We start from the raw sequence: 23,734 nt of genomic DNA, 5'->3' as shown, positions 1-23,734 counted from the left end.
CGGGCCGAGCGGATGGCGCAGGCCGAGCGGATGGCGCGGGCTGAGCGGATGGCGCGGGCTGAGCGGATGGCGCGGGCCGAGCGGATGGCGCAGGCCGAGCGGATGGCGCGGGCTGAGCGGATGGCGCAGGCCGAGCGGATGGCGCGGACCGGGGCAGCGCGAAACGGCCCCCGCCCGGGTGGGCGGGGGCCGTTCGGCGTCGGGGCGACGGATGCCGCGGCTCAGGCGGCGGCGGAGTCCGCCTCGATCTCGTCGAGCTTCGCCGCGAGCGCAGCGTCGGACGGCTCGGTGAAGTGGGTGCCGTCGGGGAACACGACGACGGGGATGTTCGTGCGGCCGGAGATGGCCTTCGCGCGGGCCGCGCCCTCGACGACGACCTCGAGGTCGACGTACTCGTAGTCGACGCCGCGGCGATCGAGCAGCGCCTTCGAACGGCGACAGTCGCCGCACCAGTCGGCGCCGTACATGGTGATGCGGTCGGGGTTCACGTCGGTCGAGGTGGTCATGCGGATACCCTACGTGGATATGCTGTGAGGAATTCTCAGCGACGGTCGCCGCTGGCTCGCACGGGCAACGCGTCCGGCGCGTTCAGCGGACCGGGGCGCGGTCGAGCGTCGGCAGTTCCACGCCGACGAGCCGGGCGAAGGCACTGAGCTGCGCCACGCCCTGCGGGGTCCGCGGCAGTGCGTCGAGCAGGCCGGGGGAGTACACCAGGAAGGCCGCGACCTGCGCCCGCGAGATGGCGACGTTGAGGCGGTTCTTGAGCAGCAGGAACTCGATGCCCCGCGGCGCGGCGGCAGCCGAGGAGGCGGCGAGCGTCACGATGGCGACGGCCGCCTCCTGCCCCTGGAACTTGTCGACCGTGCCGACGGGCACGTCGCGGAGCCCGGCGCGGTCGAGCGCGTCGCGCACGAGCGAGAGCTGGGCGTTGTAGGGCGTCACCACGATGAGGTCGGCCTGCGTCAGCGGGCGCGCGTCGGCGGGGCCCGAATCGGTTCCGCCGCTCGCATCGGTGTAGGTGCGGCCGATCAGGGACGCGGCGATGCGCACGACCTCGGCCGCCTCCTCGGGCGACTCCGTCGTGTTGCCGTCGTGGACGACCGGGACGGGGGTGAGTCCCGGGTCGACGCCCTCGATCGAGCGGAGCGCGGCGCACTCGTGCGACTCGAGCTCGCCCTCGTACGACAGGTGGGAGACGGGCGCGGCGAGCGCGGGGTGCATGCGGCGGCTCTGCGCGAGGAAGTAGCCGAGCTCGTCGGGGAGGACGTCGTGCCCGTCGGCGATCCAGCCCAACGCCGACATGTCGACCGGCTCGGGGTGCGTGCCCTGGCTGACCTGGGGGAGCTGCTGGGGGTCGCCGAGGAGCAGCAGGCGTCGCGCCGCGACCGACGCGGCGATGGTCGACGCGAGGGAGAACTGCCCGGCTTCGTCGATCACCAGCAGGTCGAGCGCGTGTCGCCCCACCCGACCGGCGTTCGCGAAGTCCCAGGCGGTGCCGCCGTAGACGAACCCGGTGGCCGCGTTCGCTGCCAGGTAGGCGGACGCGCCGTCCTTCTCGATCGTGGTCCACGGTCGGTCGACGCCGTCGTCGCGGTCCTTCGGCGCCTTCGCGACGAGGCGGGGATCGAGCCCGGCGGCGACGACCGCGTCGAGCAGGTGCTCGACGACGGCGTGCGACTGCGCGACCACGCCGATCTTCCAGCCGTGGTGGCCGACGAGTCTCGCGATGACCCGCGAAGCGACGTAGGTCTTGCCCGTGCCGGGCGGCCCCTGCACGGCGAGGTAGGAGTCGTCGAGCTCGCCGAGCGACCGCGCGACGGCGCCGACGTAGTCGTGGTCGGGCAGCGGAGCGAGCGATCCCGATCTCGTGCGCGGCGGGATGCGGCGCAGGAGGTCGACGGCCGGGTCGCGCGGCCAGTCGGGCTGCCGATCGACGATCGGGCGCGCCCATTCCGCGATGGCGTCCTTCTGGCGGCCCGCGGGCGGCGGATTGCCCGGCACGAGCGCCGACGGCAGCTCCCGCCACGTCTCGCCGGCGACCGAGCGCTCGCACACGAGCACGCCGTCGGGCGCGGCCTCGAGCACCGTGGCGCGCGTGCTCGCGCGGGACCCGGGACGCCGCACGTCGGACGGGAACGGCGCCGGCCATTCGTAGAGCAGATGGAGCTCGGCGCCCGGACTGAAGCGCGATCCGGGGGCGATCCGGCCGCGCAGGAGCAGCTCGCGGCGATCCTGCTGCTGCCGACCCTCGCGATACCAGTCCTGCGTCACCCGGGTCTGCGCCGGGTCGACGACGAGGACGTCGCGGTGGTCCTCCCAGGCTTCGAGCGGTTGCTCGACGCGGAAGAAGTGCCCCCACCAGAAGCTCTTCATCTCCCGGTCGTGGTAGTCGATCGCGGCCGCCGCCATGGCGAGCGCCCGGCGGTCGGGATCGGCGGCGCGCTGCTCGGCCGGACCGGCGAGCCGCTCGAGCTCGACGGCGAGCGGACTGGCCACGTACTGCTTGCCGGTGGGCTCGGCGAGCAGCAGCGCGGGAACGGGCGCGATGCCGCGCGTCCGCGCGAGCCCGAGGAGCCAGTCGCGGAGGCGCAGCGTGGACACGCAGTCGTAGCGGTTGTACTCGGCCAGGTCGTCGAGCACGTGCTGTGCCGCGGCCTCGCCGGACAGTCCCGTTGCGGGGTCGAACCCGCCGGTCTCGCGCAGTTCGCGCGCCCGCACGTACTCGAGGATGGAGTCGCCGCCCGACTTCACGTCGGCCTCGCGCAGCTCGTCGCCCATGTAGAGCGGCTCGAGCTTCTTGATCGAGTACGAGCGGCTGCCGACGCGAACGGCGCGCTTGACGACGGGGTACAGGTCGACCAGCACGCCGTCGGCCAGCAGCTGGTCGACCTCGGCCTCGCCGACCCCGTGCCGTGCGGCGATCGAGGTCAGGTGCGTGCGCTCGTAGCTGGCGTAGTGGTAGATGTGCAGGTTCGGGTACCGCTGCCGCCGCTCGCGGACGAACGCGAGGAAGCGCAGGAGCGCCTCGCGTTCCTCGTCGAAGCTGTGCGCCCAGATGGGCGTGAACCGCTCCTCGACGTCGATCATGCCGAAGAGGTAGTCGAGGCCCCACTGCGTCGCGGCGCCCTCGGTGTAGAGCGGGTCGCCCTCGAAGTCGAAGAAGAGGTCGCCGGGGTCGGGCTCGGGGATCGCGGCGAGCGCGCCGGGCTCGCGCACCTCGACGGGCGGCGGCAGCGGCGGGTCGTCGGGGGTGCGGGTGCCGGATGCCGCGGCGTCGAGTTCGGCCGCCTCGGCCGCGAGCTGCAGCCGCGCCTGCACGCGGAGCCCGTCGAGCGTGGCGTCGAGCACACCCTCGACGGGGCCGGAGGAGGCGGCGAGCTGGTCGATCGTCGTGATGCCGGCGTCGACGAAGTGCGCCCGCTGCGTGGTGCGCATGCCGGCCACGAGCAGCAGGTCGCGGTGGGCCTGGACCTCGAGGTCGCAGGTCGGGCATCGCCCGTCGAACGTGTAGCGCGGGTCGCCCCACGCCACCGGCGCCTCGTCGGCGAGGCGCTCGTCGACGATCCGACGGAGGCGGTCGCAACGGAGGAGGTAGACGGGCTCGATGTCGTCGAGGCGGTGGGAGCTGGTGGTGCCGTCGCCGAGCAGCAGCTCGACGGTCTCGGCGCGCGGGATGCCGAGCCGGTCGAGCTGGGCGGCGTACGCGGCGAGCTGCAGGAGCGCGGTCACGCGCGCTCGCCGCGCGAGCTTGGAATCCTGCACGAGGTAGCGCCCGTCGGGCTGTCGCACGATGAAGTCGGCGAATCCGACGAACCCGTCGTCGACGAACGTCGCCTGGAAGACCACCGGCGCGCCCGACTCGAACGCCGCTCGCGTCGCCTCGACGGCGGCGTCGAGCTGCTCGGGGTCGCGCAGGTCGGGTCGCGCGATCTCGACCACGCCGACCCCGAACTCGTCGCGGTAGTGCTGCAGCACGCGTTCCTCGTGCGCGTCGCCGAGCCGGCCGGCGCGTTCGAGCATGGCATCGGTCGCGGGCTCGAAGAGCGTGTCGCGGCCGAGCTTGACGTCGAGCTCGCGGAGGAAGGCGAACTCGCAGTCGGACGCCTTCTTGAGGTCGCTCGCGCTCGTGACGACCGTGTCGCCCACCAGGTACATCCGAGCCTCCCGACCTCGTCGTGCGATCAACGCTAGCCGCGACATCCGACACCGGCGCACGCGCACGCGACGGCCGGCACGCCGGACGCGCCGGCACGCCGGACGGGCCGGCACGCCGGACGCGCCGGCCGCGACGGGCCGACGGCTGCCCGGCGACGGCGACCGCGACGGCGCGGCGCCCGCGTCACGCCGAGCGCTCGCGCGCCTCCGCCATCCGCGCGAGATCGACGCGGTTGGCCGCCCCGGTCTTCCGCAGCAGGTTCGAGATGTGCGAGCTCACGGTCTTCTCGCTGATCGTGAGCAGCGCGGCGATCTCGGCGTAGGTGCGGCCGTCCACGATGTACGGCAGCAGTTCGCGTTCGCGTCGGGTGAGGGCGACCCCGCTCAGCGTCTCGAGGCCGTCGGCGTCGAGGGCCGCGGCATCCGTCGTCTCGTCGTCGTACAGGCGCACGCGCGACCACAGCGCGAGCGATTCGACCTCGTCGAGCAGCGCATCGGCCTCGAGTCGCCGAGCGAGCGTCGCCGCGCGCCGGAGCAGCTCGCGGCCCCGCGCCGGCTCGCCGCCGTCGCCGGTCAGGTCGGCCTCCGCGCCGCGGCGGCACGCGTACGCCTCCTCCCATGCGAGGTCGGCGGCCCCGCACGCCTCGGCCGCGGCTGCCCACAGCACGCCGGCGCCGGCCGTGCGCCTGGCCCGGGCGCGCTCCGCGGCGGCGACCGCGTCGAGCGCGACGAGGTCGGCCGGGTACGAGACGCCGAGCGTGCGCGCGAGCACGTGCGGGTGCTCGGCGTCGAGCCGGTCGAGGCGGTCGAGCACCTCGGAGGGGTCCTCGTGCCGGTCGCGCGCCTCGTCGGCGAGGTCGGCGAGGGCCCGGACGGCGAGCGGGATGAGCCACTCGCACGAGTTGTCGCCCGCGCGGGCGTCGACGAGCGGCATCACGGCCGCGAGCGCCCCGGCCGCGTCGTTGCGCGCGAACCGGGCGAGCGCCTGCGCGTGCGCCATCGACGATCGCGTGTAGGCGGGCGGCTCGTGGAAGCGCTCGACGGCGCGCCTGAGGTGCGCCTCGGCGTCGTCCGCGCGGCCCTGGAACGCGGCGAGCAGCGCCGACGCGGTCCGCAGCCCGAGGTCGATGAAGCGCGGCGGATCCTCGGCGCGCACGTGCCGGAAGGCGGCGCGGGCGGCGGGGATCTCGCCGATGGTGATCCGGGTGCGCGCCTCGGTGAGGGCGACGGTCGCGGTGACGACGTACGGCGCTCCCGCGGCCTCGAGGTCGGCACGGATGGCGCTCAGCGTGCGTGCCGCGGAGCGGTAGTCCGGTTCGGCGTACGCCTCCCAGAACGAGGCGAGCATCGCCGACCAGAAGTGCCGCGCGGGCAGCGCGATGGCGCGGGTGCGCTCGGCGAGCTCGCGGGCGCGGGGGAGGTCGCGCATGAGCGCCGCGACCTGGCCGGTCGTCGCGAGCGCGGACGAGAGCACCGCGGTGTCGCCGAGCGCCGTGGCCCGCTGCACCGCCTCGGCGGCGTGGACCGCGCACGCCGGGTCGCCCTCGAGGATCTCGGCGTGCGCGAGCTCGACCAGGGCAAGGGCGTACTCGCGGCTGTCGGGGTGGTCGGACGCCAGTCGCAGGGCCTCACGGGCCGGGGCGGAGTCGGCGAGGTCCCCGCCGACCCGGAAGCGCAGGTGCTGGCGGCGCAGCAGCAGCGCGGCGACGTGCAGCGGCTCGGTGTCGGCGTCGGCGTCCTCGAGCATCTCGGAGACGGCGGCGTACTCGTCGTCGCTGTCGCCGGCGTCCGCCGCGGCATCCGCCCACTGCTCGAGCAGGTGGCGCCGCTCGGCGGGCGCCGCCGCGTGCACGTCGGCCGCCTGGAGGTCGACGCAGCGGCGGAGCAGGCGCAGCCGGGTGGCGTGGTCGCCGGTGCCGGCGAGCGCGTCGACGGCGCGCAGGCTCGCATCGCGGCATCCGTTCGGGTCGCCCGCCGCGGCCAGGTGGTCGGCGAGGTCGACGAGCAGGTCGACGGATGCCTCGCCCGAGTCGATCACCCGCTCGGTGCTCCGGGCGAGCTGCCGGTGGCGGTCGCGTCGTTCGGCCTCCGGGATCTCGGCGACGAGCACCTCGGCGATGAGCGGATGGTGGAACCAGAGCCGTCCGGCGTCATCCTGTTCGAGGACCCGGGTGGCGAGCGCGGGCCGCAGGTCGCGCTCGGCCTCGGCCCAGGCGGGGTCGACGGCGGCGAGCGCGCGGGAGCGGACCGGCTTGCCGTGCAGCGCGAGCATCACGCAGAGGTGCTGGGTGGACGGCGGCAGCTGCGACCAGGCCTGCAGGACGGCCGAGCCGAGGTCGGGCGCGACGGTCGCGGGCGCGGTGGCGGCGGCGGGGCCCACGCCCTCGAGGAGGAGCCGGGCGTGGTACGGGTTGCCGCGCGTCCGTTCGAACACGTCGCTCACGAGGGTCTCGTGGGGCGTGCCGCCGATGACCGCGGCCACGAGCTCGCGCGTCGCGGCGCGGTCGAGGGGGTCGAGGTCGAGCGCCCGTGCTCCGGGCAGGCGGAGGAGGTCGGTGGCCCAGCGGTCGACGGGTCGTCCTGCACCGGCCCGCACGGTGGCGAGGATCGCGAGCGGGCGGTCCTCAGCGCCCCCGGCGAGGAACATGAGCGCGTCGAGGGTGCTCGGGTCGGCCCACTGCAGGTCGTCGATGGCGACGATGACGGGTCCGTCGGCGAGCAGGCGATCGACCGCGTCGTCGAGCGCGAGCGGCGCGGGCCGGTGCGCGGCGTCGGCCCGCTCGAGTTCGCCGGCGTGCTTGAGGAGGGCTCGCACGGCGAGGTTCGGCACGCGCGTGGTGAGGGGGAGGTTCCGTGTCGTGAGGACCGCGGTCGAGTCATCGGCCCCGTCGGCGGCGTCGGAGGCCGCCTGCATGAGCGCGGTCTTGCCGACGCCCGGCTCGCCCCGGATCAGGACGGTGCGTGCGGATCCGCGGGCGGCGGCAGCCAGCTCGTGTCGGAGGGACGAGAGTTCGCGCTCCCGGCCCACGAGCTGGGTCGCGTCGCGCGGCACACCCCCAGTGTGGCATTCATCTGAGGGAACCTCACGGGATTCTGAGGATCTCCCCCTGATGTGGGGGCGCGTCCCGCGCGGCACGGTGGCCCCATGGACCGCATCATCTTGACCGTCGTGCTCGTCGGAGGCTACCTGGCACTGGTCGTCGCGGCGAACGTCGAAGCGCCGGCTCCCCAGCAGGCGACCGCCGCGGCGTTCGTCGCGTCGCCGGCCACGGCCGACGCCGCGGAGTACTGGAGCGCCGCCGCGGGCGGCACGGGGGCGTCGCTGACCGCCGACGCCGCCGAGCGCACGCTCACCTCGTCGTTCGACCGGCTCCCGAAGCCGAGCGCGCCGCGCTGAGCGCCCCGCGCGGCAGCCCGAGCAGGCCCTCCACCGCTCGGTGGATGAGCGAGCCCCGGTCGCCAGCGTCGCCCCAGCGCACGAGCGCCTGCGCGTTCAGGCCGTCGATCATGCCGAGCAGCTGCCAGGCGGTGGCGGCCGCGTCATCCGTCTCGAACCCGGCCTCGGCCACGCCCTGCTCGATCACGCCCTGCACGACGACCTGCCACGCGTCCATCTGATCGCGAACGGATGCCGCGAGCGCGTCGTTGCGCCGACCGAGCGCCCACGCCTCGACCCAGACCACCGTCACGTCGTCGCGTGCGCCGTCGAGGAGGGTGTCGAGCAGGGTGCCCAGGCGGCGGCGCGGTTCGGGTTGCGCGGCGATGAGCCGGGCGACCTCGTCGGTCTCGGCGCCGACGATCGTGCTGAACGTGCTGGCGACGAGCGCGTCCATGTTGGGTTCGTAGTGCGCGACGAGCGCGGGCGCGACGCCGGCCCGCGCGGCGATCGAGCGCAGCGTGACGGCGGCGAGGCCCTGTTCGAGTGCGACGCCGCGCGCGGCATCCGCGATCTCGGCGGATCGTTCGGCCGGGCTCTTGCGCGACGCCCTCGCGCGGGCGGGTGTTGACATCGTGCGGCCAGTCTATGTAACCTCCTGCACTATTGATCAACTGATCAATAAGTTTCCGGACGACGAGGTTCGCATATGACCCCCACCACCCCGCCGGGCGCCCCGGCCGCCGACCGAGTCGGCCACGTCGAGACGCACGGCATCGAGCACATCCCCGCCAGCGAGCGGCACGGTCGCCCCTCGGGCCTGTTCTGGGTGTGGATGTCGGCCAACGTCGGCTACCTCTACTTCGTGGTCGGCGGCGTGCTCGTCCTGCTCGGCCTGCCGCTCTGGCAGGCGCTCGTCATCACCGTCGTCGGCAACCTCTGGTGGGCGCTCGTCGGTTGGCTCGCCGTCAGCGGCCCCGCCGCGGGCGCGCCGAGCGTCACGATCATGCGCGCGATGTTCGGCATCCGCGGCAACAAGGTCTTCGGTGCGGGGCTCGGCGTCGCGATCGGCATCTTCTACGAGATCATCAACGTCGCCTTCGCCACCCTCGCGGCGATCGCCCTGCTCGCCCACTTCGGCATCGGCCTGCCGCCCGGCGGCGAATGGGCGGTGCTCGCCGTCGTCGGCATCCTCAGCTTCATCATCGGCGTCTACGGCCACGCGACGATCCTCGCCCTCGCCCCGTGGTTCTCCGCGGCGCTCGCCGTGGTCTTCGTCGTGCTCGCCGGGTTCGTCCTGGGCGCCGCCGACTGGTCGTACGAGGTCGCGCCGCTGCCGGTCGCCGACCACTGGGCGCTCGTCATGCTCGGCTTCGCGATCGTCGCGTCGAGCCCGCTGTCATGGGGGACCGGCGCCGACTACGCGCGGTACCTGCCCGCCGACGTCTCGAAGCGCAAGGTCGCCTGGTACACCGCGCTCGGCGGCTTCATCCCCGCGGTCCTCATCGGCGCCCTGGGGGTGGTCGCCGGCACGGCGATCGACATGACCGACCCGCAGCTGACCATCGGCGAGATCGTCCCCGCGTGGTTCACACCGGTCTTCCTCGGCATGATCGTGCTCTCGAGCATCACGAACAACGTGCTCGTGGCGTACTCCACCGGCTTCTACGCCCAGGCGCTCGGCGCCCGCATCTCGCGGGCCGCGGTCACCGTCGTCACCGGCGTCGTCGCGACGGCCGCCGCGGGATGGGTGCTCTTCCTCACGCCGAGCTTCCTCGACGCCCTGAGCGCCTCGCTCGAACTGTCGGTCACGGTCTTCGGGCCGCTCGTGTCGATCTACGCCGTCGACATCGTGCTGCGCCGCAACCGCTACGACGGTCGCTCCCTCGACGACACGACGCCCGCGAGCCCGTTCTGGTACCGCGGCGGCGTCTTCCCGGCCGGCGTCGTCGCCATGGTCGTCGCGGTCGTCGTCGCCGTCCTCTCGGCCAACACGACCCTGTACGTCGGCCCGATCTCCGGGGCGCTCGGCGGCGCCGACCTCTCCGCGATCGTCGGGCCCGTGCTCGGCGGCGGGCTCTACGCGCTGCTGTGGCTGACCACGACCCCGTACCGCGACCCGGCGCGACGGCCGGGTGCGGCATCCGCTCACCCCGCTGCCGAGACCGAGACGGATGCCGCGGCATCCGCTCCCACCACCCAGGAGGTGCCCGCATGACCTGGCGCATGCCCGCAGAGACCGCCCCGCACGAGCGCACGTGGATGGCGTTCCCCCGAGAGGGGATCACCCTCGGCGAGGGCGCCGCCGAACGCGAGGAGGGCTACGCGGCGTGGACCGCGGTCGCCCACGCGGTCGCCGAGTTCGAGCCCGTGACCATGGTGGTCGACCCGACCGAGCTCGACCGCGCCCGGCGCATGCTGTCGTCGGAGATCGAGATCCTCGAGGCGCCGCTCGACGAGTTCTGGATGCGCGACTTCGGCCCGACCTTCGTGCTCGACGACGAGCGGCCCGGCGTCCTCGGCGCCGTCGACTGGATCTTCAACGGCTGGGGCGCGCCCGAGTGGGCCGAGTGGCGGGTCTCCGCCGAGATCGCCCGCTTCGCGGCGGCGCACGTCGGCGCCGAGCTCGTGAGCTCGGTGCTCGTCAACGAGGGCGGCGGCATCCACGTCGACGGCGAGGGCACGGTGCTGCTCACCGACACGGTGCAGCTCGACCCGCGCCGCAACCCCTACGCCGACCGGGCCCGCGTCGAGGCCGAACTCGCGCGCACGATCGGCACGACCAAGGCGATCTGGCTGCCGCAGGGGCTCACGCGCGACTACGACGACTTCGGCACCAACGGGCACGTCGACATCGTCGCGACCATCCCGTCGCCCGGGCGCCTGCTGCTGCACCACCAGCCCGACGCCGCACACCCCGACCACACGGTGACGCGCGAGCTGCGCGACCTGCTCGAGGGGCAGACGGATGCCGCGGGCCGGACCTTCGAGATCGTCGACCTGCCCGCGCCCGCGACGCTCCGAGACGACGAGGGCTTCGTCGACTGGAGCTACGTGAATCACCTCGTCGTGAACGACGGCGTCGTCGCGTGCGGCTTCGGGGAGCCCGAGGCGGACGCGCGGGCGGCGGCGATCCTCGCCGACGCGTACCCGGGCCGCCGGGTCGTGACGGTCGACTCGCGGCCGATCTTCGCCCGCGGCGGCGGCATCCACTGCATCACGCAGCAGCAGCCCGAGGTGGAGGCGACCCGATGAGCACGACTGAGCCGTTCGACGTCGTGGAGGCGTCGATCGCGGACCTGCGTGCGGCGCTCGAGGACGGCCGCACGACCGCGGTCGAACTGGTCGAGGCCTACCTCGCGCGCATCGACGCGTACGACGGGCCGGACACCGAGACGGCCCTCAACGCCGTCGTCGTGCGGAACCCCGACGCGCTCGCCGAGGCGCGCGCCTCCGACGAGCGGCGCGCGCGCGGCGAGACGCGCGGCCCCCTCGACGGCATCCCGTACACCGCGAAGGACTCCTACCTCGTTCGCGGGCTCACCGCGGCGGCCGGCAGCCCCGCGTTCGAGCGCCTGGTCGCGCAGCGCGACGCGTTCACGATCGAGCGGCTGCGCGAGGCGGGCGCCGTCTGCCTCGGCCTCACCAACATGCCGCCCATGGCCAACGGCGGGATGCAGCGCGGCGTCTACGGCCGCGCCGAGAGCCCGTACGACGCCGGGTACCTGACCGCCGCGTTCGGCTCAGGCTCGTCGAACGGCTCGGGCACGGCGACGGCGGCGTCGTTCGCGGCGTTCGGCCTCGGCGAGGAGACCTGGTCGTCGGGCCGGGCGCCGGCGTCGAACAACGCCCTGTGCGCCTACACGCCCTCGCGCGGCGTCATCTCGGTGCGCGGCAACTGGCCGCTGGTGCCCACGATGGACGTCGTCGTGCCGCACACGCGCACCATGGCCGACCTGCTCGAGGTGCTCGACGTGATCGTCGCCGACGACCCGGAGACGCGCGGCGACTTCTGGCGGGCGCAGCCGTGGGTCGAGCTGCCTGCGGCATCCGCGGTCCGCCCCGAGTCGTACCCGGCGCTGCAGGTGACGGATGCCGCCGCGGCCCGCACTGCACTCGCGGGCCGGCGCGTCGGCGTGCCCCGCATGTACGTGAACGCCGACCCGGAGGCCGGCACCGCGGAGCCCGGCGGGAGCGTCGGCATCGGCGGGCCCACCGGGCAGCGCATCGACACGCGCGAGTCGGTCATCGAGCTGTGGGAGGCGGCACGCCGCGACCTCGAGGCGGCCGGCGCCGAGGTCGTGCTCGTCGACTTCCCCGTCGTGTCGAACTACGAGGGCGACCGCCCCGGAGCGCCGACGATCGCGACGCGCGGACTCGTCACGCCGGAGTACCTGAAGCGCGAGATCGTCGACCTGTCGGCGTGGGGCTGGGAGGACTTCCTGCAGGCCAACGGCGACCCGGCACTGCACTCGCTCGCCGACGTCGACGGGGCACGGATCTTCCCGCAGCCCGAGGGCGCCCTGCCCGACCGGTACACGGGCTTCGACGACGACATCGCCGAGTACCCGGCCTGGGTGCGCGCGAACGCGGGCGCGTCGTTCACCGACATGCCGGAACTGCCCGAGGGGCTGCGCGGGCTCGAGGAGACCCGCCGCATCGACCTCGAGCAGTGGATGGACGGGCTCGGTCTCGACGCCGTCGCGTTCCCGGCGGTCGCCGACGTGGGGCCCGCGGACATGGACGTGAACCCCGCCTCCGCCGACCTCGGCTGGCGCAACGGCGTCTGGGTCGCGAACGGCAACCTGGTGCCGCGGCACCTCGGCATCCCGACCGTGACGGTGCCCATGGGGCTCATGGGCGACATCCGGATGCCGGTGGGCCTCACGTTCGCCGGACGCGCCTACGACGACACGGCCCTGCTGCGTCTCGCCGCCGCGTTCGAGGCCCTCGCGCCGCGCCGCGTCGCCCCGCCCCGGACCCCGCCGCTCGCCTGAGCGGGCTCCGGCTCGCGTCGCGTCTCGCGTCACAGCGGGCGCGACAGTTCGAGGGCCGTCCGGCGGGACGCCGGCGCGAACCGGCGCATCGTCCTGAGGCACAGCACCTCGACGTGGACGTGGAGCAGGTCGGACGCGATCCGCGAGAGCCGCATCGCTTCCCCTGCCCCGCTCATCAGGGGATCCGTCTCGGCCAGCAGGACGAGGTCGGAGGCGCCCATCGACTCCGGTTCGAGTTCCGCGACGCGGATCCCGGTGGCGTTCCGGGCGGCGAACGCGCGGATGAGTTCGCCACGGCGTAGCGCGAGCCGGTCGAGCGGTGCGAGCTCGAGCATGGTGGGACGCTCGGGGCCGGCCGCCATGGCGGCTCGAACGGAGTCCGCCTTGGCCGCGTACTCGGCGACGGCGGCCGCGACGATGGACTTCTTCGTGCAGCGGAGGAAGAACGCCAGTTCGGTGACGACGCGATCCGTCGCCTGGTCGACCTTGATCGGCTTCTCGGTCACAGGGGTCCTCGGGAGTGGGCGAGCGGGTGGGGGGCGTGGGATGGCGGCTCCGCGAAGCATCGTTTCTCGTCGCACTTCGGTACCGAAGTACCGAAGTACCGCGTCCCCGCGAGAGGAACGCTCGCATCCGATCGGGCACGCGCCTCGGACGAGGGCACGACCCGGGGAAAGCCGGGCGCGGGACCGATAGGGGAGGACGGGTCGGCGGCTCGGCGCGGGAGGCCGGGTCAGCGCACCTCGACGCGGCGCTCGTGCAGTCCGGTGGCGCCGTCCGGCGCGACCGGGGCGACCTCGGCGGTCTGCACCTCGCCGTCCGCCGAGTTGGCGCGGACGCGGAGGGTGTGGGGGCCGGACGCGGCATCCCACTCGAAGCGCCACTGGACCCAGGTGTCGGCCGAGACGGCCGTGGCGAGGGTCGCGGGCTGCCAGTCGCCGTCGTCGACCTGCACGTCGACCGCGGCGATCCCGGTGTGCTGGTGCCACGCGACCCCCGCGACCACGACGCGGCCGGCGTCGACGGTCTGCCCCTGCCGCGGCACGTCGATGCGCGACGACAGCTTGACGGGGCCGCGCTCGCTCCAGCCGCGGTCCGACCAGTAGGCGCGGTCGCGGTCGAACCGCGTCACCTCGAGGTCGACCACCCACTTCGTCGCCGAGACGTAGCCGTACAGGCCCGGCACCACCATCCGGACCGGGAAGCCGTGCTCGAGCGGCAGCGGCTCGCCGTTCATGCCCACGGCGAGGATCGACTCGCGGCCGGGGTCGGTGAGGGCCTCGAGCGGCGTCGAGGCGGTGAACCCGTCGATGCTGCGCGAGAGCACCATGTCGGCGTCGGCGGACGGACGCGCCTCGGCGAGCAGTTCTCGGATCGGGTACCCGAGCCACACGGCCGTGCCGATCAGGTCGCCGCCGACCTCGTTCGACACGCACGCGAGGGTGGTGATGCTCTCCGACAGGGGCAGGGCGAGCAGGTCGTCCCACGTGAGCTCGACCTCGCGGTCGACCATGCCGTGGATGCGCAGCCGCCAGTCCGCCGGGTCGACCTGCGGCACGTTCAGCGCCGTGTCGATGCGGTAGAAGTCGCGGTTCGGCGTGATCACGGGCGCGAGGCCGTCGATCCCGAGCTCAGCGGATGCCGGCACCGCGGCGCGGCGCACGGGCGCGGGCAGCCGCAGCGCGTCGCGCACCGCGACGACCGCGCGCGACCCCGCGGTGAGCACGGTGGCGCCGATCGCGGCGAGCACGCCGACCGCGGCCGCGCCGCCGGCCCACGCGAGGAATCGCCGGCGATCGAGCGCGGCGGGAGCCGGAGCGACGTCGGCGGCCTGCGGCGCGGCACCCGTCGCCGGCAGAAGACGCAGCAGCAGGGTGAGCGCCGCCATGGCCGCGATCGCGCCGAGCGCCGCAGGCAGGATCGCGAGCATCGACGCATTCGCGCGCGTGGCGGCCGCGAGCGCGCCGAACACGCCGGCGAACGCGAAGAGCCCACGTCCCCAGCGCGGATGCCGCACCTCGAGCACGCCCGCGAACGCGCCGAGCGCCGCGAGCACGACACCGATGCCGATGAGCAGCGCGAGCTTGTCGCCCGTGCCGAACAGCGCGATCGCGGCATCCTTCGCCCAGGGGGGCGCGAGGTCGATGAGCAGCGACCCGATCGAGGCGAACGGCGACGCGGCCGGCGCGATCACCGCGGCGGCGAGTTCGCCCACCCCCGCGCCGACCGCCGCCGAGGCGATGCCCGCGACGGCGGGCAGCGCCCAGGCGGGCATCGGTCGGCGGCTCGGCGCGGGCATGGCCTCAGGCTACGTCCGCGTCCGGGCCCACCGGGCTCCGGCGGCCGAAGCGTCACCAGACCGTAAGGAGTTCCGAGGAGTGCGCGATCCGCCGGGGGTCGCAAGGCCCTGTCGGGTCGGCGCCGTCGCGCCTAGCGTGAGGGTGCGACGACGGATGCCGGTGGCATCCGTCACCCCACCTCGAATCGACAGGAGACGACTCATGGCCCAGTACGACGTGGCCGACCGTTCGGCGATCGTGACCGGAGGAGGCAGCGGCATCGGCCGAGCGGTCGCGCTGCTGCTCGCCGCCAACGGAGCATCCGTGCTCGTGAACGACATGAACGGCGACCATGCCGATGCGGTCGTCGACGAGATCCGCACGGCCGGCGGCGATGCGGAGGCCTCCGTCGGCGACGTCACCGACCCGACGTGGATCGAGGCGTCCATCCACGCCGCGAATGCGCTCGCGCCGCTGCGCATCGCGGTGAACAACGCGGGCATCGGCGGGCCGGCCGCGCCGATCGGCGAGTACCCCGTCGACGGTTGGGACAAGGTCATCGCCGTCAACCTCAGCTCCGTGTTCCACGGCATGCGCGCCCAGCTTCCCGCCATCGTCGAGAACGGCGGCGGCGCCGTCGTGAACATCGCCTCGATCCTCGGCAGCGTCGGATTCGCGAGCTCGTCCGCCTACGTCAGCGCGAAGCACGGCCTGGTCGGCCTGACGAAGAACGCGGCGCTCGAGTACGCCACGCAGGGCGTGCGCGTGAACTCGGTCGGACCCGCGTTCATCAAGACGCCGCTCATCGACGCGAACCTCGACGAGGCGACGCAGGAGTTCCTCGTCGGCAAGCACCCGATCGGCCGGCTCGGGCAGCCCGAAGAGGTCGCGGCGCTCGTCGCGTTCCTCGCGAGCGATGCCGCGAGCTTCATCACCGGCAGCTACCACCTCGTCGACGGCGGGTACACGGCCGTCTGAATTCGCGCGGGCGCGGCGGAACCACCGCGCCCGCGCGGACTGCCCGCCGCAGAGCGATCAGCCCGCCGGCCACCACGGCATGGCCGGGAGCACGTCGTCGACGAGCACCGCGAAGCCCTGCGTGACCGCGCCCATCACCCAGCCGAGCAGCACGCCGACGGCGGTGACGATCCACGCGATCATCTGCTCCTGCCGGGTGCCCATCACCCGACGTCCGTCGCCGTCCCTCTGCGAGTTCGTGAGCGTCAGGACCAGGTCGACGAGCCACCAGATGCCGAAGCCGCCGATCGTGAGCAGCTTCAGGATGCCGGTGCCCACCTTGCCCAGGTAGAAGCGGTCCACGCCGAGCACCCCCAGGAGCCACGCGAACAGCCACGTCGCGATGAACGAACGCGAGGAACTGCTCTCGGCGGCCGCGCGGGCGACCTGCGGATTCACGTATCCGGACGTCCCGGACGGGTCAGCGGTCATGGCGCACCTCCTGCGGACGATGCTGCCGCAGCACGGGCAGCGCAGCGGGGCCGAAGGTCCCCTCAGCCGGTCGCGTGCGCTGCGACGAACGAGGCGACGCGCGGAGCCAGGCCCGCGCCGACCTCGGCGGGCGGGCGACGCGCGCCCTTCACCTCGAACGAGTGGTTGCCGCCCTCGATCCAGTCGAGCACGGCCGGCTCGCCGATCCGGCGGACCAGCTCGTCGAGCTGCTCGTTCGGGATCGCGAACGGGTCGTTGCGGCCCTGCAGGAACAGCATCGGGACGCCGGCGAGCGCGGCGAAGTGCTCGTCGCGCGGCTTGTCGGGCTTTCCGGGTGCGTGCAACGGGTAGCCGAGGAACACCAGCCCGGCGGCGGGCATCCCCTCGGCGACGGCCATCGACGCCATCCGCCCGCCGTACGACTTGCCCGCCGCCCACACCGGCTCCCCGTCGCGCGCGTGGGCGGCGGCGACCGCCGCCGCAGCGCGCCACGTCGCGATCGCCGCCGGCGGGCGGTCGGGGAACCGGCGCCCCGCCTCGCGATACGGGAAGTCGAAGCGCAGGGTCGCGACGCCGAGGTCGGCGAGCGCCCGGCAGAACCCGGTGATGAACGGATGCTCCCGCCCGGCGCCCGCGCCGTGCGCGACGACCACGGTCGCGCTCGACCCGTCGGGGCGCAGGAGTACCGCCGAGACACTGCCGAGGTCCTCGCCGACCTCGACGCGGAGGAGCCGTTCATGCGGGCGCATCACCCCATGGTGCCCGAGGCAGCGCCGTCCGCGGACACGACGGAGCCGGGGCGACCCGAACCACGCCCCGGCTCCTCGTGCTGCGCCCCCGCGCAGCGTCCCCCGGGGTCAGGTCGTCGCGCCCTCCGCGACGGAGGAATCGGTGCGGCCGGCATCGCCCGCGGGACCGGCTCGCATCGCCAGGAACCGGGCGCCGAGCGTCGCGAGGACGACCACGACCACGGCGACGACGGCGGCGATGCCCGTGGTCGTCGATTCCGGTTGGTCGGTGAGTCGCGCGACCGCGACCCACGACAGCCCCCAGCACAGCGACAGCATCGGCGCGATGCGCCCGCGGCCCCACACCGCGAGGCCGACGCCGACGGCGGCCGCTGCGGCGATCACGATCACGGCCCACGTCTCGTGGGGCAGGCCCCATCCGGAGAAGTCGGCGGCGGCGAGCACGGCGGTCGCGTTCGCCGCGGTGGCGACCACGACCCAGCCGAGGTAGAGCCCGATCGACCCGTCGGTGACGATGGTGTCGACGAGGTTCTTCGGCGGCATCCGTCGCAGCTGCACGAAGAGCCACGCGAGCACGGCCAGCAGCACGACGATGACCGGCAGGCTCATCCCGAGCAGGTCGAGCTGCACGACGCCGATCCACAGCGCGTTGAGCACGAGGGACGCGACGACCGCGTACCCGATCCGGCGGTGCCGGGCGTCGGTGCGCTGCGCGGGCAGCAGTTGCCAGATCGCGTAGGCGAGCATGCCCGTGTAGATCACGCTCCAGATCGAGAACGCCGGGCGGCCGGGGGCGATGAGCGTGGAGTCGGCGTCGAGCCATCCGCCCGCCGCCTGCTGGATGGGCGTGCCCACGAACGCGCCCGAACCGATGAACGCCGCGACGATGGCGAGCACGCTCGTGACGAGCACGACCACCTGCCGGACGGTGTCGGCGGGCCCGGCGGGTCTCGTCTCGGTGCGGCGGGCGGTGTCGGTCGTGGCGTCTCGGGTCGTGCTCATCGGATCTCCTCGTGGTCGACCTCCTGGCTGGCTCCACCGTAGGCACGCCGCACGACGCGACGCCTCAACCGTTCGGTTGAATCAGCGGATGCCGCCCGCGAGCCGCTCCACGTCGGGCGCGGGTCCCCGGCCGCCGCCCACCGCGGCGGTCGACCGCGTGATCGAGGGTGCGGTGATCGTCGACGCGTACAGCCGACGGAGCCCGGCGATGCCGTTGCGACGCCACGCGGCGACCTGCCGCGCCGCGCCCGTGCCGTCGCGCAGCAGCCGGTCGATCAGCTCGTGCACGATCTCGCGGTCGCCCATGCGCTCGAGGGGCTCGGCGAGGTGGCGTTCGAGGCGACGCACCAGGTCGACCGCGGGCACGAGGCATCCGCTCACCGGGTCGAACGCCGTGTCCGACAGGCCGGTGTGCGCGGAGTGCACCATGGCCGCACTGAGCAGCTCGGGCGGCACGTCGAGGTCGGGTTCGCCTGCCGGCCGAACGGGTCGAACGGGCCGCACGCGGGCGGCGGAGGCGAGGCCGTCCCGTTCGACGTCGTCGATGGCGCGCAGCACGAGCGCGCGGCACAGGGCGGTGACGAGCAGCGTGTCGTCGGTGGTGAGCTGCGCGTCGGACATGCGGAACTCGATCGTCGGCGCGTGTTCCGAGAGCCGCACGTTCCAGGCGATGAGGGCCACATCGGTCACGCCGCCGACGCCGACGAGCTGGTGGATGCGGCGGTCGTAGTCCGCGGCATCCGCGAAGCGCGGCGGACAGCCGGCGGTCGTCCAGCGACGCAGCTGCACCGTGCGCCAGCTCTCGTAGCCGGTGTCGTGCCCCCGCCACAGCGGCGAGTTGCCCGACATCGCGGTGAGCAGCGGCAACCACGGCCGCGCGGCGTTCATCGCGGCGACGCCGTGCTCGCGGCTGGGGATGCCGACGTGCACGTGCAGCCCGCACATCTGGTGGTCGGCGATCACCCCGGCCATGTCGCGCACCACCCGGTGGTAGCGGTCGACGTCGGCGATCGTCGGAAAGGCCTGCGCGTCCGGCGTCGTGCCGATGCTCGCGACGCTCACGCCGTGGCGTCCGGCGTCGGCGTCGATCTCGCGCCGGAAGCCGAGGAGCCCTTCGGCGGCGTCGCCGAGGTCGGTGAACACCGCGCTGGCGTGCTCGATCTGCGAGGCGAGGAACTCCCGGTGCACGAGCGGCGCCCAGGTCGGATCCTCGGAGAGTCGCCCGTAGACGTCCTCCGCCATGTCGGCGGGAAGCATCCGGTCAGGAGTGAGGAAGAAGAACTCCTCCTCGATGCCGAACGTGGTCATCGCCGCCCCCCTCGCGCGGGGCGGTCCGGACCCCGTCGCACGTGGTGGCAGGTTCCGATGGGAGGCGAGCGGCTGTCAAGGCCCTTCCCGAGAGCCGTCGTCCATGCATTCGGGCGGGGGCATCCGTCCCGAAGTCACCCGGCGGGCGCCGCCTCGAAGACGGGCACGCGATCGGCGAACCCCTTGAGTTCGATCGGTCCGACCTCGCGGAACGCCAGTGACGGATCATCGGCCAGGTCGACCACCGAGCCGGTGACGAGCGTCTGACCGGCGGCGGCGGCTCCCGAGATGCGCGAGGCCAGGTTCACGGCGCGGCCGAAGTAGTCGCCGTCCTGCGTCACCACGGGGCCGGCGGCGATCCCCGCATGGGCGGGCAGCCCGATGACCGGGGCCGCGGACACCATCTCGACTGTGGCGCGCACGGCGTCCCCCGGGTCGCGGAAGTGCACCATCACGCCGTCGCCCAGCCACTTGACCGGGGTGCCGGCGTGGTCGGCGACGATGCGGTCGACCATCGAGCTCAGCTCCCGGGCGAGGCGTGCGGCCTCGGCGTCGCCCTGCTGGTCGGTGATGGCGGTGTATCCCGCGAGGTCGATGAACGCGAACGCCGGCGGTCGCGCGGGTCCCGCGTGCGCGCCCGACGCCTCCACGGCGCGCTCGATCCCCTCGACGATGCCCTCGGTCCAGCCGCGCTCCTGCTGGCGGTGGTACACGGCGAGGAGCATCCGATCCATGTGGGGCGTCATCCGGGCGGCGAGCCACGTCGAGCGTTCGAGCGCCTCGCCGTAGGTGAGCCCGGTCTGCATGAGCCCGCCCACGAGGTGGGTCTGGAACAGTTCGGCCTCGGCATCCGCGACCCGGCGGAGCGCGTCGACGTAGACCCGCCCGATGCGCATCACGGCGTCGAGGTCGGCCCAGGCCGCGACCATGCCCGTCGGCGTGTAGAGCGCGTCGTCGTCCGCCCGCGTCCGGTCCTCGGGCGAGACGTGCCGGTTGACGAGCACCGCGCCGATGCGCTGGATCACGTCGAAGGGGATCCCCAGGCGTTCGGCGAGCTCGTCGAAGGTCTCCTCGCACAGCTCGGACCACCGGTACTGGGGGCCGTCGAGGAAGTCGAGGCTGAGGTGACCGGATGCCGCGGCGGCCGAGACCACCTCGACCCCGATGCCCGCGCGGTCGCACGCCTCGATGAGGCGCACGCGCTGCACGTCGCCGCCGCCGAAGCGGTCGTCGGGGTCGGGCGTCACGAGTCCGAGCGCGACGAGCCGTTCGACGAACGCGCGGTCGACCCCCGATCGGGACACGAGCTCGTCGAGCGGGTACCGGCCGCCCGTTCCGTCCACGAGGCCGAGCGTAGCCCTCGTCGGGCGCGGTGGACAGTGCCTCGCGTGGCCCGGCTACCAGCCCTCGGTCAGCACCCGATCGAGCATGTCGACGAAGAAGTCGGCGCTCTCGCGCGTGACGATGAGCGGCGGCTTGACCTTGAGCACGTTCTGGTGGTCGCCGGTGGGCTGCATGATCACGCCGAGGGCCAGGAGCCGGTCGCAGATCGCCGCCGTCTCCTCGGTCGCGGGCTCGAGCGTCGCCCGATCGCGGACGAACTCGACGCCGAGGTACAGCCCGAGTCCGTGCACGATCCCGATGAGCGGATGCCGCTCCGCGAGCGCCTCGAGGCGGCCCTTCAGGTAGGCGCCGGTCTCGGCGGCGTTCTGCTGCAGCCGCTCGTCGCGGAACGCGTCGAGCACGGTGAGTCCCGCGACGCTCGACGCGGGGCTGCCGCCCGTCGACGAGAAGAAGTACCCCTGGGTGCGGTACCGCGCCGCGATCTCGCGCGTCGTGATGACCGCTCCGAGCGGGTACCCGTTGCCGGCGGCCTTCGCGACCGCGATGACGTCCGGCACCACGCCCTGCTGCTCGAAGCCCCAGAACCAGTTCCCGAGCCGGCCGTATCCGGCCTGCACCTCGTCGGCGATCGCGAGCCCGCCGACCTCGCGCACGGCCGCGTAGACCTCGGTGAGGTACCCGTCGGGCAGCGGGATGCCGCCGGCGTTGCCGGAGAAGGTCTCGGCGATGAACCCGGCGGGCGGGCGACCGGATGCCGCGAGCCCGCGGATGCGGTCGGCGGCCTCGGGCGCGTAGCGCGCGGCATCCGCCCCCCGGTGCACGCCGCGGAACGGGTTCGGCGCGTCGATCGGGTGCACCCAGTCGGGCCGGGTCGCGAGCGCGTTCGGGTTGTCGGCGACGGATGTGCTGACGGCGTCGGACGCGTAGGTCCAGCCGTGGTAGGCCTCGAGGAGCGACACGATGTCGCGACGGCCGGTCGCCGCCATGGCGACGCGGATCGCGAGGTCGGTCGCCTCCGAGCCCGAGTTCACGAGGAACACCGTGTCGAGCGGGTCGGGTGCGAGCGCGGCGAGCCGCTCGGAGAACTCCACGACGGCGCCGTAGTTGAAGCGCGAGTTCGTGTTGAGCGTGCGGAGCTGCTTCGCGACGGCGGCCGCGAGCCCGGGATGTCCGTGCCCGAGCGGCGTCACGTTGTTCACCATGTCGAGGTAGACGCGGCCGTCGGTGCCGACGAGGTGCTCGCGCCAACCGCGCTCGATGCGCGGCGGGGCGGCGTAGTAGTGCTCCTGCACCTCGGCGAAGGCGCGCTCGCGACGGGCGACCAGCTCGGACGCGTCGGCGCCTCCGGTGGTCGAGTAGCCGCGCACCGGCGTACCGGGGCCCGCGTCCTCGAGGCCCATCGCCGCCGCCGGATCCTCGGTGAGCGCGAGCCACCCCGGCGCGTACTCCGGGCGGACGAGGTGCGGCACCCGCGGCGCGTCCGGCATTTCGAGCCGGATCCGGGCGCGCTGTCGCGACGGCACGGTGCCGTCGAGGATCGTCGCGCCATCCGTCGTCTCGATCACGAGGCGGGCGTCGTCGCCGACCGACTGGAGGTGCTGCGCCTCGGCGAACCAGACGTCGACGCCGGTCGGGACCGTGGCGGTCGACCCGGCCGAGCGGATGCGGCTCGCCGAGAGGCGCGGGGTGCCGCGCTCGAGCCAGGCCACGGAGGCTCCGGCGTCGAGCGCGCGGAGTGCGAGCCGATCCTCGAGCTCGGGGTCGAGCCAGGCGCCCGCATCGACGTCGTCCGAGGTGATCGACACGTCGAGGCGCGCGGCGCGGGCGGGGTCGAACCCGGGGGAGGTCTCGATACGGTGCGCCTTCGGCGCGCCTGCTCGACCACCGAGCGGCACGCCGAGCGCGTCGGCGATCACACCGGTCATCACCTCGGACGGCACCGACGTCGCCTGCTCGAACATGCGCCATTCGCGCTCGACGCCCGCCGCGGCGTACGCGTTCGCGCCGCCGTCGATCTGCACCTGCTGTTCGCCGCTGACGACGAGCACGGCACCGCGCAGCACGACGAGCGGCCAGAGCGCGGCCACCTCGACGGGCGACAGCGGTCGCAGGCCGTGGAAGGCGCGCACCGCCGGCAGCACCGACGCGGGCTCGGCACCGGCGTGGTGCAGCACCGACGAGATCGTGATCGCGAGCTCCGACACGGCCCAGCTCGCCGTGACGTCGCCGAAGTCGATCATCCCGTCGGGCATGCGGATGCCGCGCTCGGTCGTGCAGACGACGTTGTCGTCGGTCAGGTCGAGGTGCACGGCCTGCACGGGGAGGTCGGCGGCGACGGCCTGCACGTCGGCCCAGGCGCGCGCCGCGGCATCCGTCACCATCGCCCGCTTGGCCTCGTCGGGGTGGTAGTGCGCGAGCAGGTCGACGACGCGGTCGGCGTGGCGGAGGTCCCACTGCAGCACCCGGTCGAGGCCGGGGTGCTCGAAGCCGGCGAGCGCGAGGCTGGCGTGCCCCGCGAGCTCGCCAATGCGGGCGACGACCGCGGGGGAGAGGTGCGCGCCGCCGGTGAGGGTGCCGCCGGGCAGGTACTCGAGCAGGCGGATCGCGAGCGGGCCCTCGCCGGTCTCGGCGACGACCGAGCGAGGGGTGCCGTCGCCGGCGCGCGTGGTCGTGGCGATGCGCAGCTGCGGCGCCGCGGCGGCGATGCGGGAGGCGGCGTGGTCCTGCGCGTCGAGCTCGGCCGCGGTGAACGCCGGGTTCGTGATCTTCACGACGCCGACCGGCGTGCCGCCCGCGGTGGCGAGGAAGTTCTGGTCCTGCTGGCTGCCGAGCGGCTCGAGGGCGACGTCGAGTCCCCAGTGCTCGCGCACGATGGCGGCGACCTCCGCCGCGGGGAGGTTCGGAGCCGGCAGCTCGCCGGCCGAGAAGAAGTCGAAGCCGCTCGCGCGCACCGTTCCCGTCATGGCGCACCCCTTTCCGCCTCGACCCTAGCCACCGCGGATGCCCCGGCCGACCGCCGCCGTGTCGAGGTGCCGACCGTCCGTCCGCCGTGCGGGCGACGCGCGGGCCGGATCC

At 74.0% G+C, this 23,734-nt stretch carries 17 protein-coding genes; 5 read left to right on the top strand and 12 right to left on the bottom strand.

The window, feature by feature from the left end:
* Positions 1-221: 221 nt before the first annotated feature.
* The 3 genes from RH861_RS12210 to RH861_RS12200 all read right to left on the bottom strand — a co-directional run bounded on the left by RH861_RS12210 (position 222) and on the right by RH861_RS12200 (position 7,207).
* Entirely contained in the window at positions 222-506 is a 285-nt protein-coding gene (locus RH861_RS12210) for a glutaredoxin family protein (RefSeq protein ID WP_310521198.1), read from the bottom strand.
* Positions 507-588: 82 nt separating this feature from the next.
* The gene (locus RH861_RS12205; RefSeq protein ID WP_310521197.1) at positions 589-4,155 is read right to left on the bottom strand and encodes a TM0106 family RecB-like putative nuclease; all 3,567 of its coding nucleotides are present in this window, start codon (positions 4,153-4,155) and stop codon (positions 589-591) included.
* A 184-nt stretch (positions 4,156-4,339) separates the two neighbouring features.
* On the bottom strand, positions 4,340-7,207 hold the full coding sequence (locus RH861_RS12200; RefSeq protein WP_310521196.1) for a helix-turn-helix transcriptional regulator: 2,868 nt from the start codon (positions 7,205-7,207) through the stop codon (positions 4,340-4,342).
* 93 nt (positions 7,208-7,300) lie between these two features.
* Here RH861_RS12200 and RH861_RS12195 point away from each other — a divergent pair, with 93 nt between their 5' ends.
* Entirely contained in the window at positions 7,301-7,552 is a 252-nt protein-coding gene (locus RH861_RS12195; RefSeq protein ID WP_310521195.1) for a hypothetical protein, read from the top strand.
* On the opposite strand, the gene RH861_RS12190 is transcribed toward RH861_RS12195, so the two are convergent.
* The gene (locus RH861_RS12190; protein ID WP_310521194.1) at positions 7,506-8,165 is read right to left on the bottom strand and encodes a TetR/AcrR family transcriptional regulator; all 660 of its coding nucleotides are present in this window, start codon (positions 8,163-8,165) and stop codon (positions 7,506-7,508) included. The two genes, RH861_RS12195 and RH861_RS12190, sit on opposite strands and share 47 nt — an antisense overlap.
* A gap of 75 nt (positions 8,166-8,240) precedes the next feature.
* Here RH861_RS12190 and RH861_RS12185 point away from each other — a divergent pair, with 75 nt between their 5' ends.
* Genes RH861_RS12185 through RH861_RS12175 form a run of 3 tightly spaced genes read left to right on the top strand, consistent with a single transcriptional unit; the run spans position 8,241 to position 12,528 of the window.
* A complete protein-coding gene (locus RH861_RS12185) occupies positions 8,241-9,749 on the top strand; it encodes a purine-cytosine permease family protein (RefSeq protein WP_310521193.1) in 1,509 nt (502 codons plus the stop codon).
* The gene (locus tag RH861_RS12180; RefSeq protein ID WP_310521192.1) at positions 9,746-10,786 is read left to right on the top strand and encodes an agmatine deiminase family protein; all 1,041 of its coding nucleotides are present in this window, start codon (positions 9,746-9,748) and stop codon (positions 10,784-10,786) included. The genes RH861_RS12185 and RH861_RS12180 overlap by 4 nt, the downstream gene beginning before the upstream one ends.
* Positions 10,783-12,528 (top strand): amidase, encoded by a 1,746-nt coding sequence (locus tag RH861_RS12175; protein WP_310521191.1) that lies wholly within the window; start codon positions 10,783-10,785, stop codon positions 12,526-12,528. Before RH861_RS12180 ends, RH861_RS12175 begins: the two co-directional genes overlap by 4 nt.
* A gap of 29 nt (positions 12,529-12,557) precedes the next feature.
* Here the strand turns inward: RH861_RS12175 and RH861_RS12170 are convergent, their stop codons facing one another.
* Positions 12,558-13,034 carry a hypothetical protein gene (locus RH861_RS12170; RefSeq protein ID WP_310521190.1) on the bottom strand — a complete coding sequence of 159 codons (477 nt, stop codon included), beginning with the start codon at positions 13,032-13,034 and terminating at the stop codon, positions 12,558-12,560.
* A 227-nt stretch (positions 13,035-13,261) separates the two neighbouring features.
* Entirely contained in the window at positions 13,262-14,827 is a 1,566-nt protein-coding gene (locus RH861_RS12165) for a molybdopterin-dependent oxidoreductase (protein WP_310521189.1), read from the bottom strand.
* 202 nt (positions 14,828-15,029) lie between these two features.
* Between RH861_RS12165 and RH861_RS12160 the strand changes: the two genes are divergently transcribed.
* A complete protein-coding gene (locus RH861_RS12160) occupies positions 15,030-15,785 on the top strand; it encodes an SDR family NAD(P)-dependent oxidoreductase (protein WP_310521188.1) in 756 nt (251 codons plus the stop codon).
* Positions 15,786-15,842: 57 nt separating this feature from the next.
* Here the strand turns inward: RH861_RS12160 and RH861_RS12155 are convergent, their stop codons facing one another.
* From RH861_RS12155 to RH861_RS12130, 6 genes are all read right to left on the bottom strand, one after another.
* Positions 15,843-16,256 (bottom strand): TM2 domain-containing protein, encoded by a 414-nt coding sequence (locus RH861_RS12155; protein ID WP_310521187.1) that lies wholly within the window; start codon positions 16,254-16,256, stop codon positions 15,843-15,845.
* Between the two features lie 62 nt (positions 16,257-16,318).
* The gene (locus tag RH861_RS12150) at positions 16,319-17,005 is read right to left on the bottom strand and encodes an alpha/beta hydrolase family protein (protein WP_310521186.1); all 687 of its coding nucleotides are present in this window, start codon (positions 17,003-17,005) and stop codon (positions 16,319-16,321) included.
* A gap of 108 nt (positions 17,006-17,113) precedes the next feature.
* Positions 17,114-18,007: a TspO-related membrane protein gene (locus RH861_RS12145; protein ID WP_310521185.1), complete on the bottom strand. Its 894-nt coding sequence runs from the start codon at positions 18,005-18,007 to the stop codon at positions 17,114-17,116.
* Between the two features lie 81 nt (positions 18,008-18,088).
* Positions 18,089-19,315 carry a carboxylate-amine ligase gene (locus tag RH861_RS12140; RefSeq protein ID WP_310521184.1) on the bottom strand — a complete coding sequence of 409 codons (1,227 nt, stop codon included), beginning with the start codon at positions 19,313-19,315 and terminating at the stop codon, positions 18,089-18,091.
* Between the two features lie 134 nt (positions 19,316-19,449).
* Positions 19,450-20,658: an adenylate/guanylate cyclase domain-containing protein gene (locus RH861_RS12135; protein ID WP_310521183.1), complete on the bottom strand. Its 1,209-nt coding sequence runs from the start codon at positions 20,656-20,658 to the stop codon at positions 19,450-19,452.
* A gap of 54 nt (positions 20,659-20,712) precedes the next feature.
* On the bottom strand, positions 20,713-23,622 hold the full coding sequence (locus RH861_RS12130; protein ID WP_310521182.1) for an aminotransferase class III-fold pyridoxal phosphate-dependent enzyme: 2,910 nt from the start codon (positions 23,620-23,622) through the stop codon (positions 20,713-20,715).
* Positions 23,623-23,734: the final 112 nt, after the last annotated feature.

The sequence above is a fragment of the Agromyces indicus genome, assembly GCF_031432295.1.
GTDB classification, from domain to species: Bacteria; Actinomycetota; Actinomycetes; order Actinomycetales; family Microbacteriaceae; genus Agromyces; species Agromyces indicus.
The sequence above is the reverse complement of the archived record's forward strand: the minus strand, read 5'-3'. Positions and strand labels throughout refer to the sequence as shown.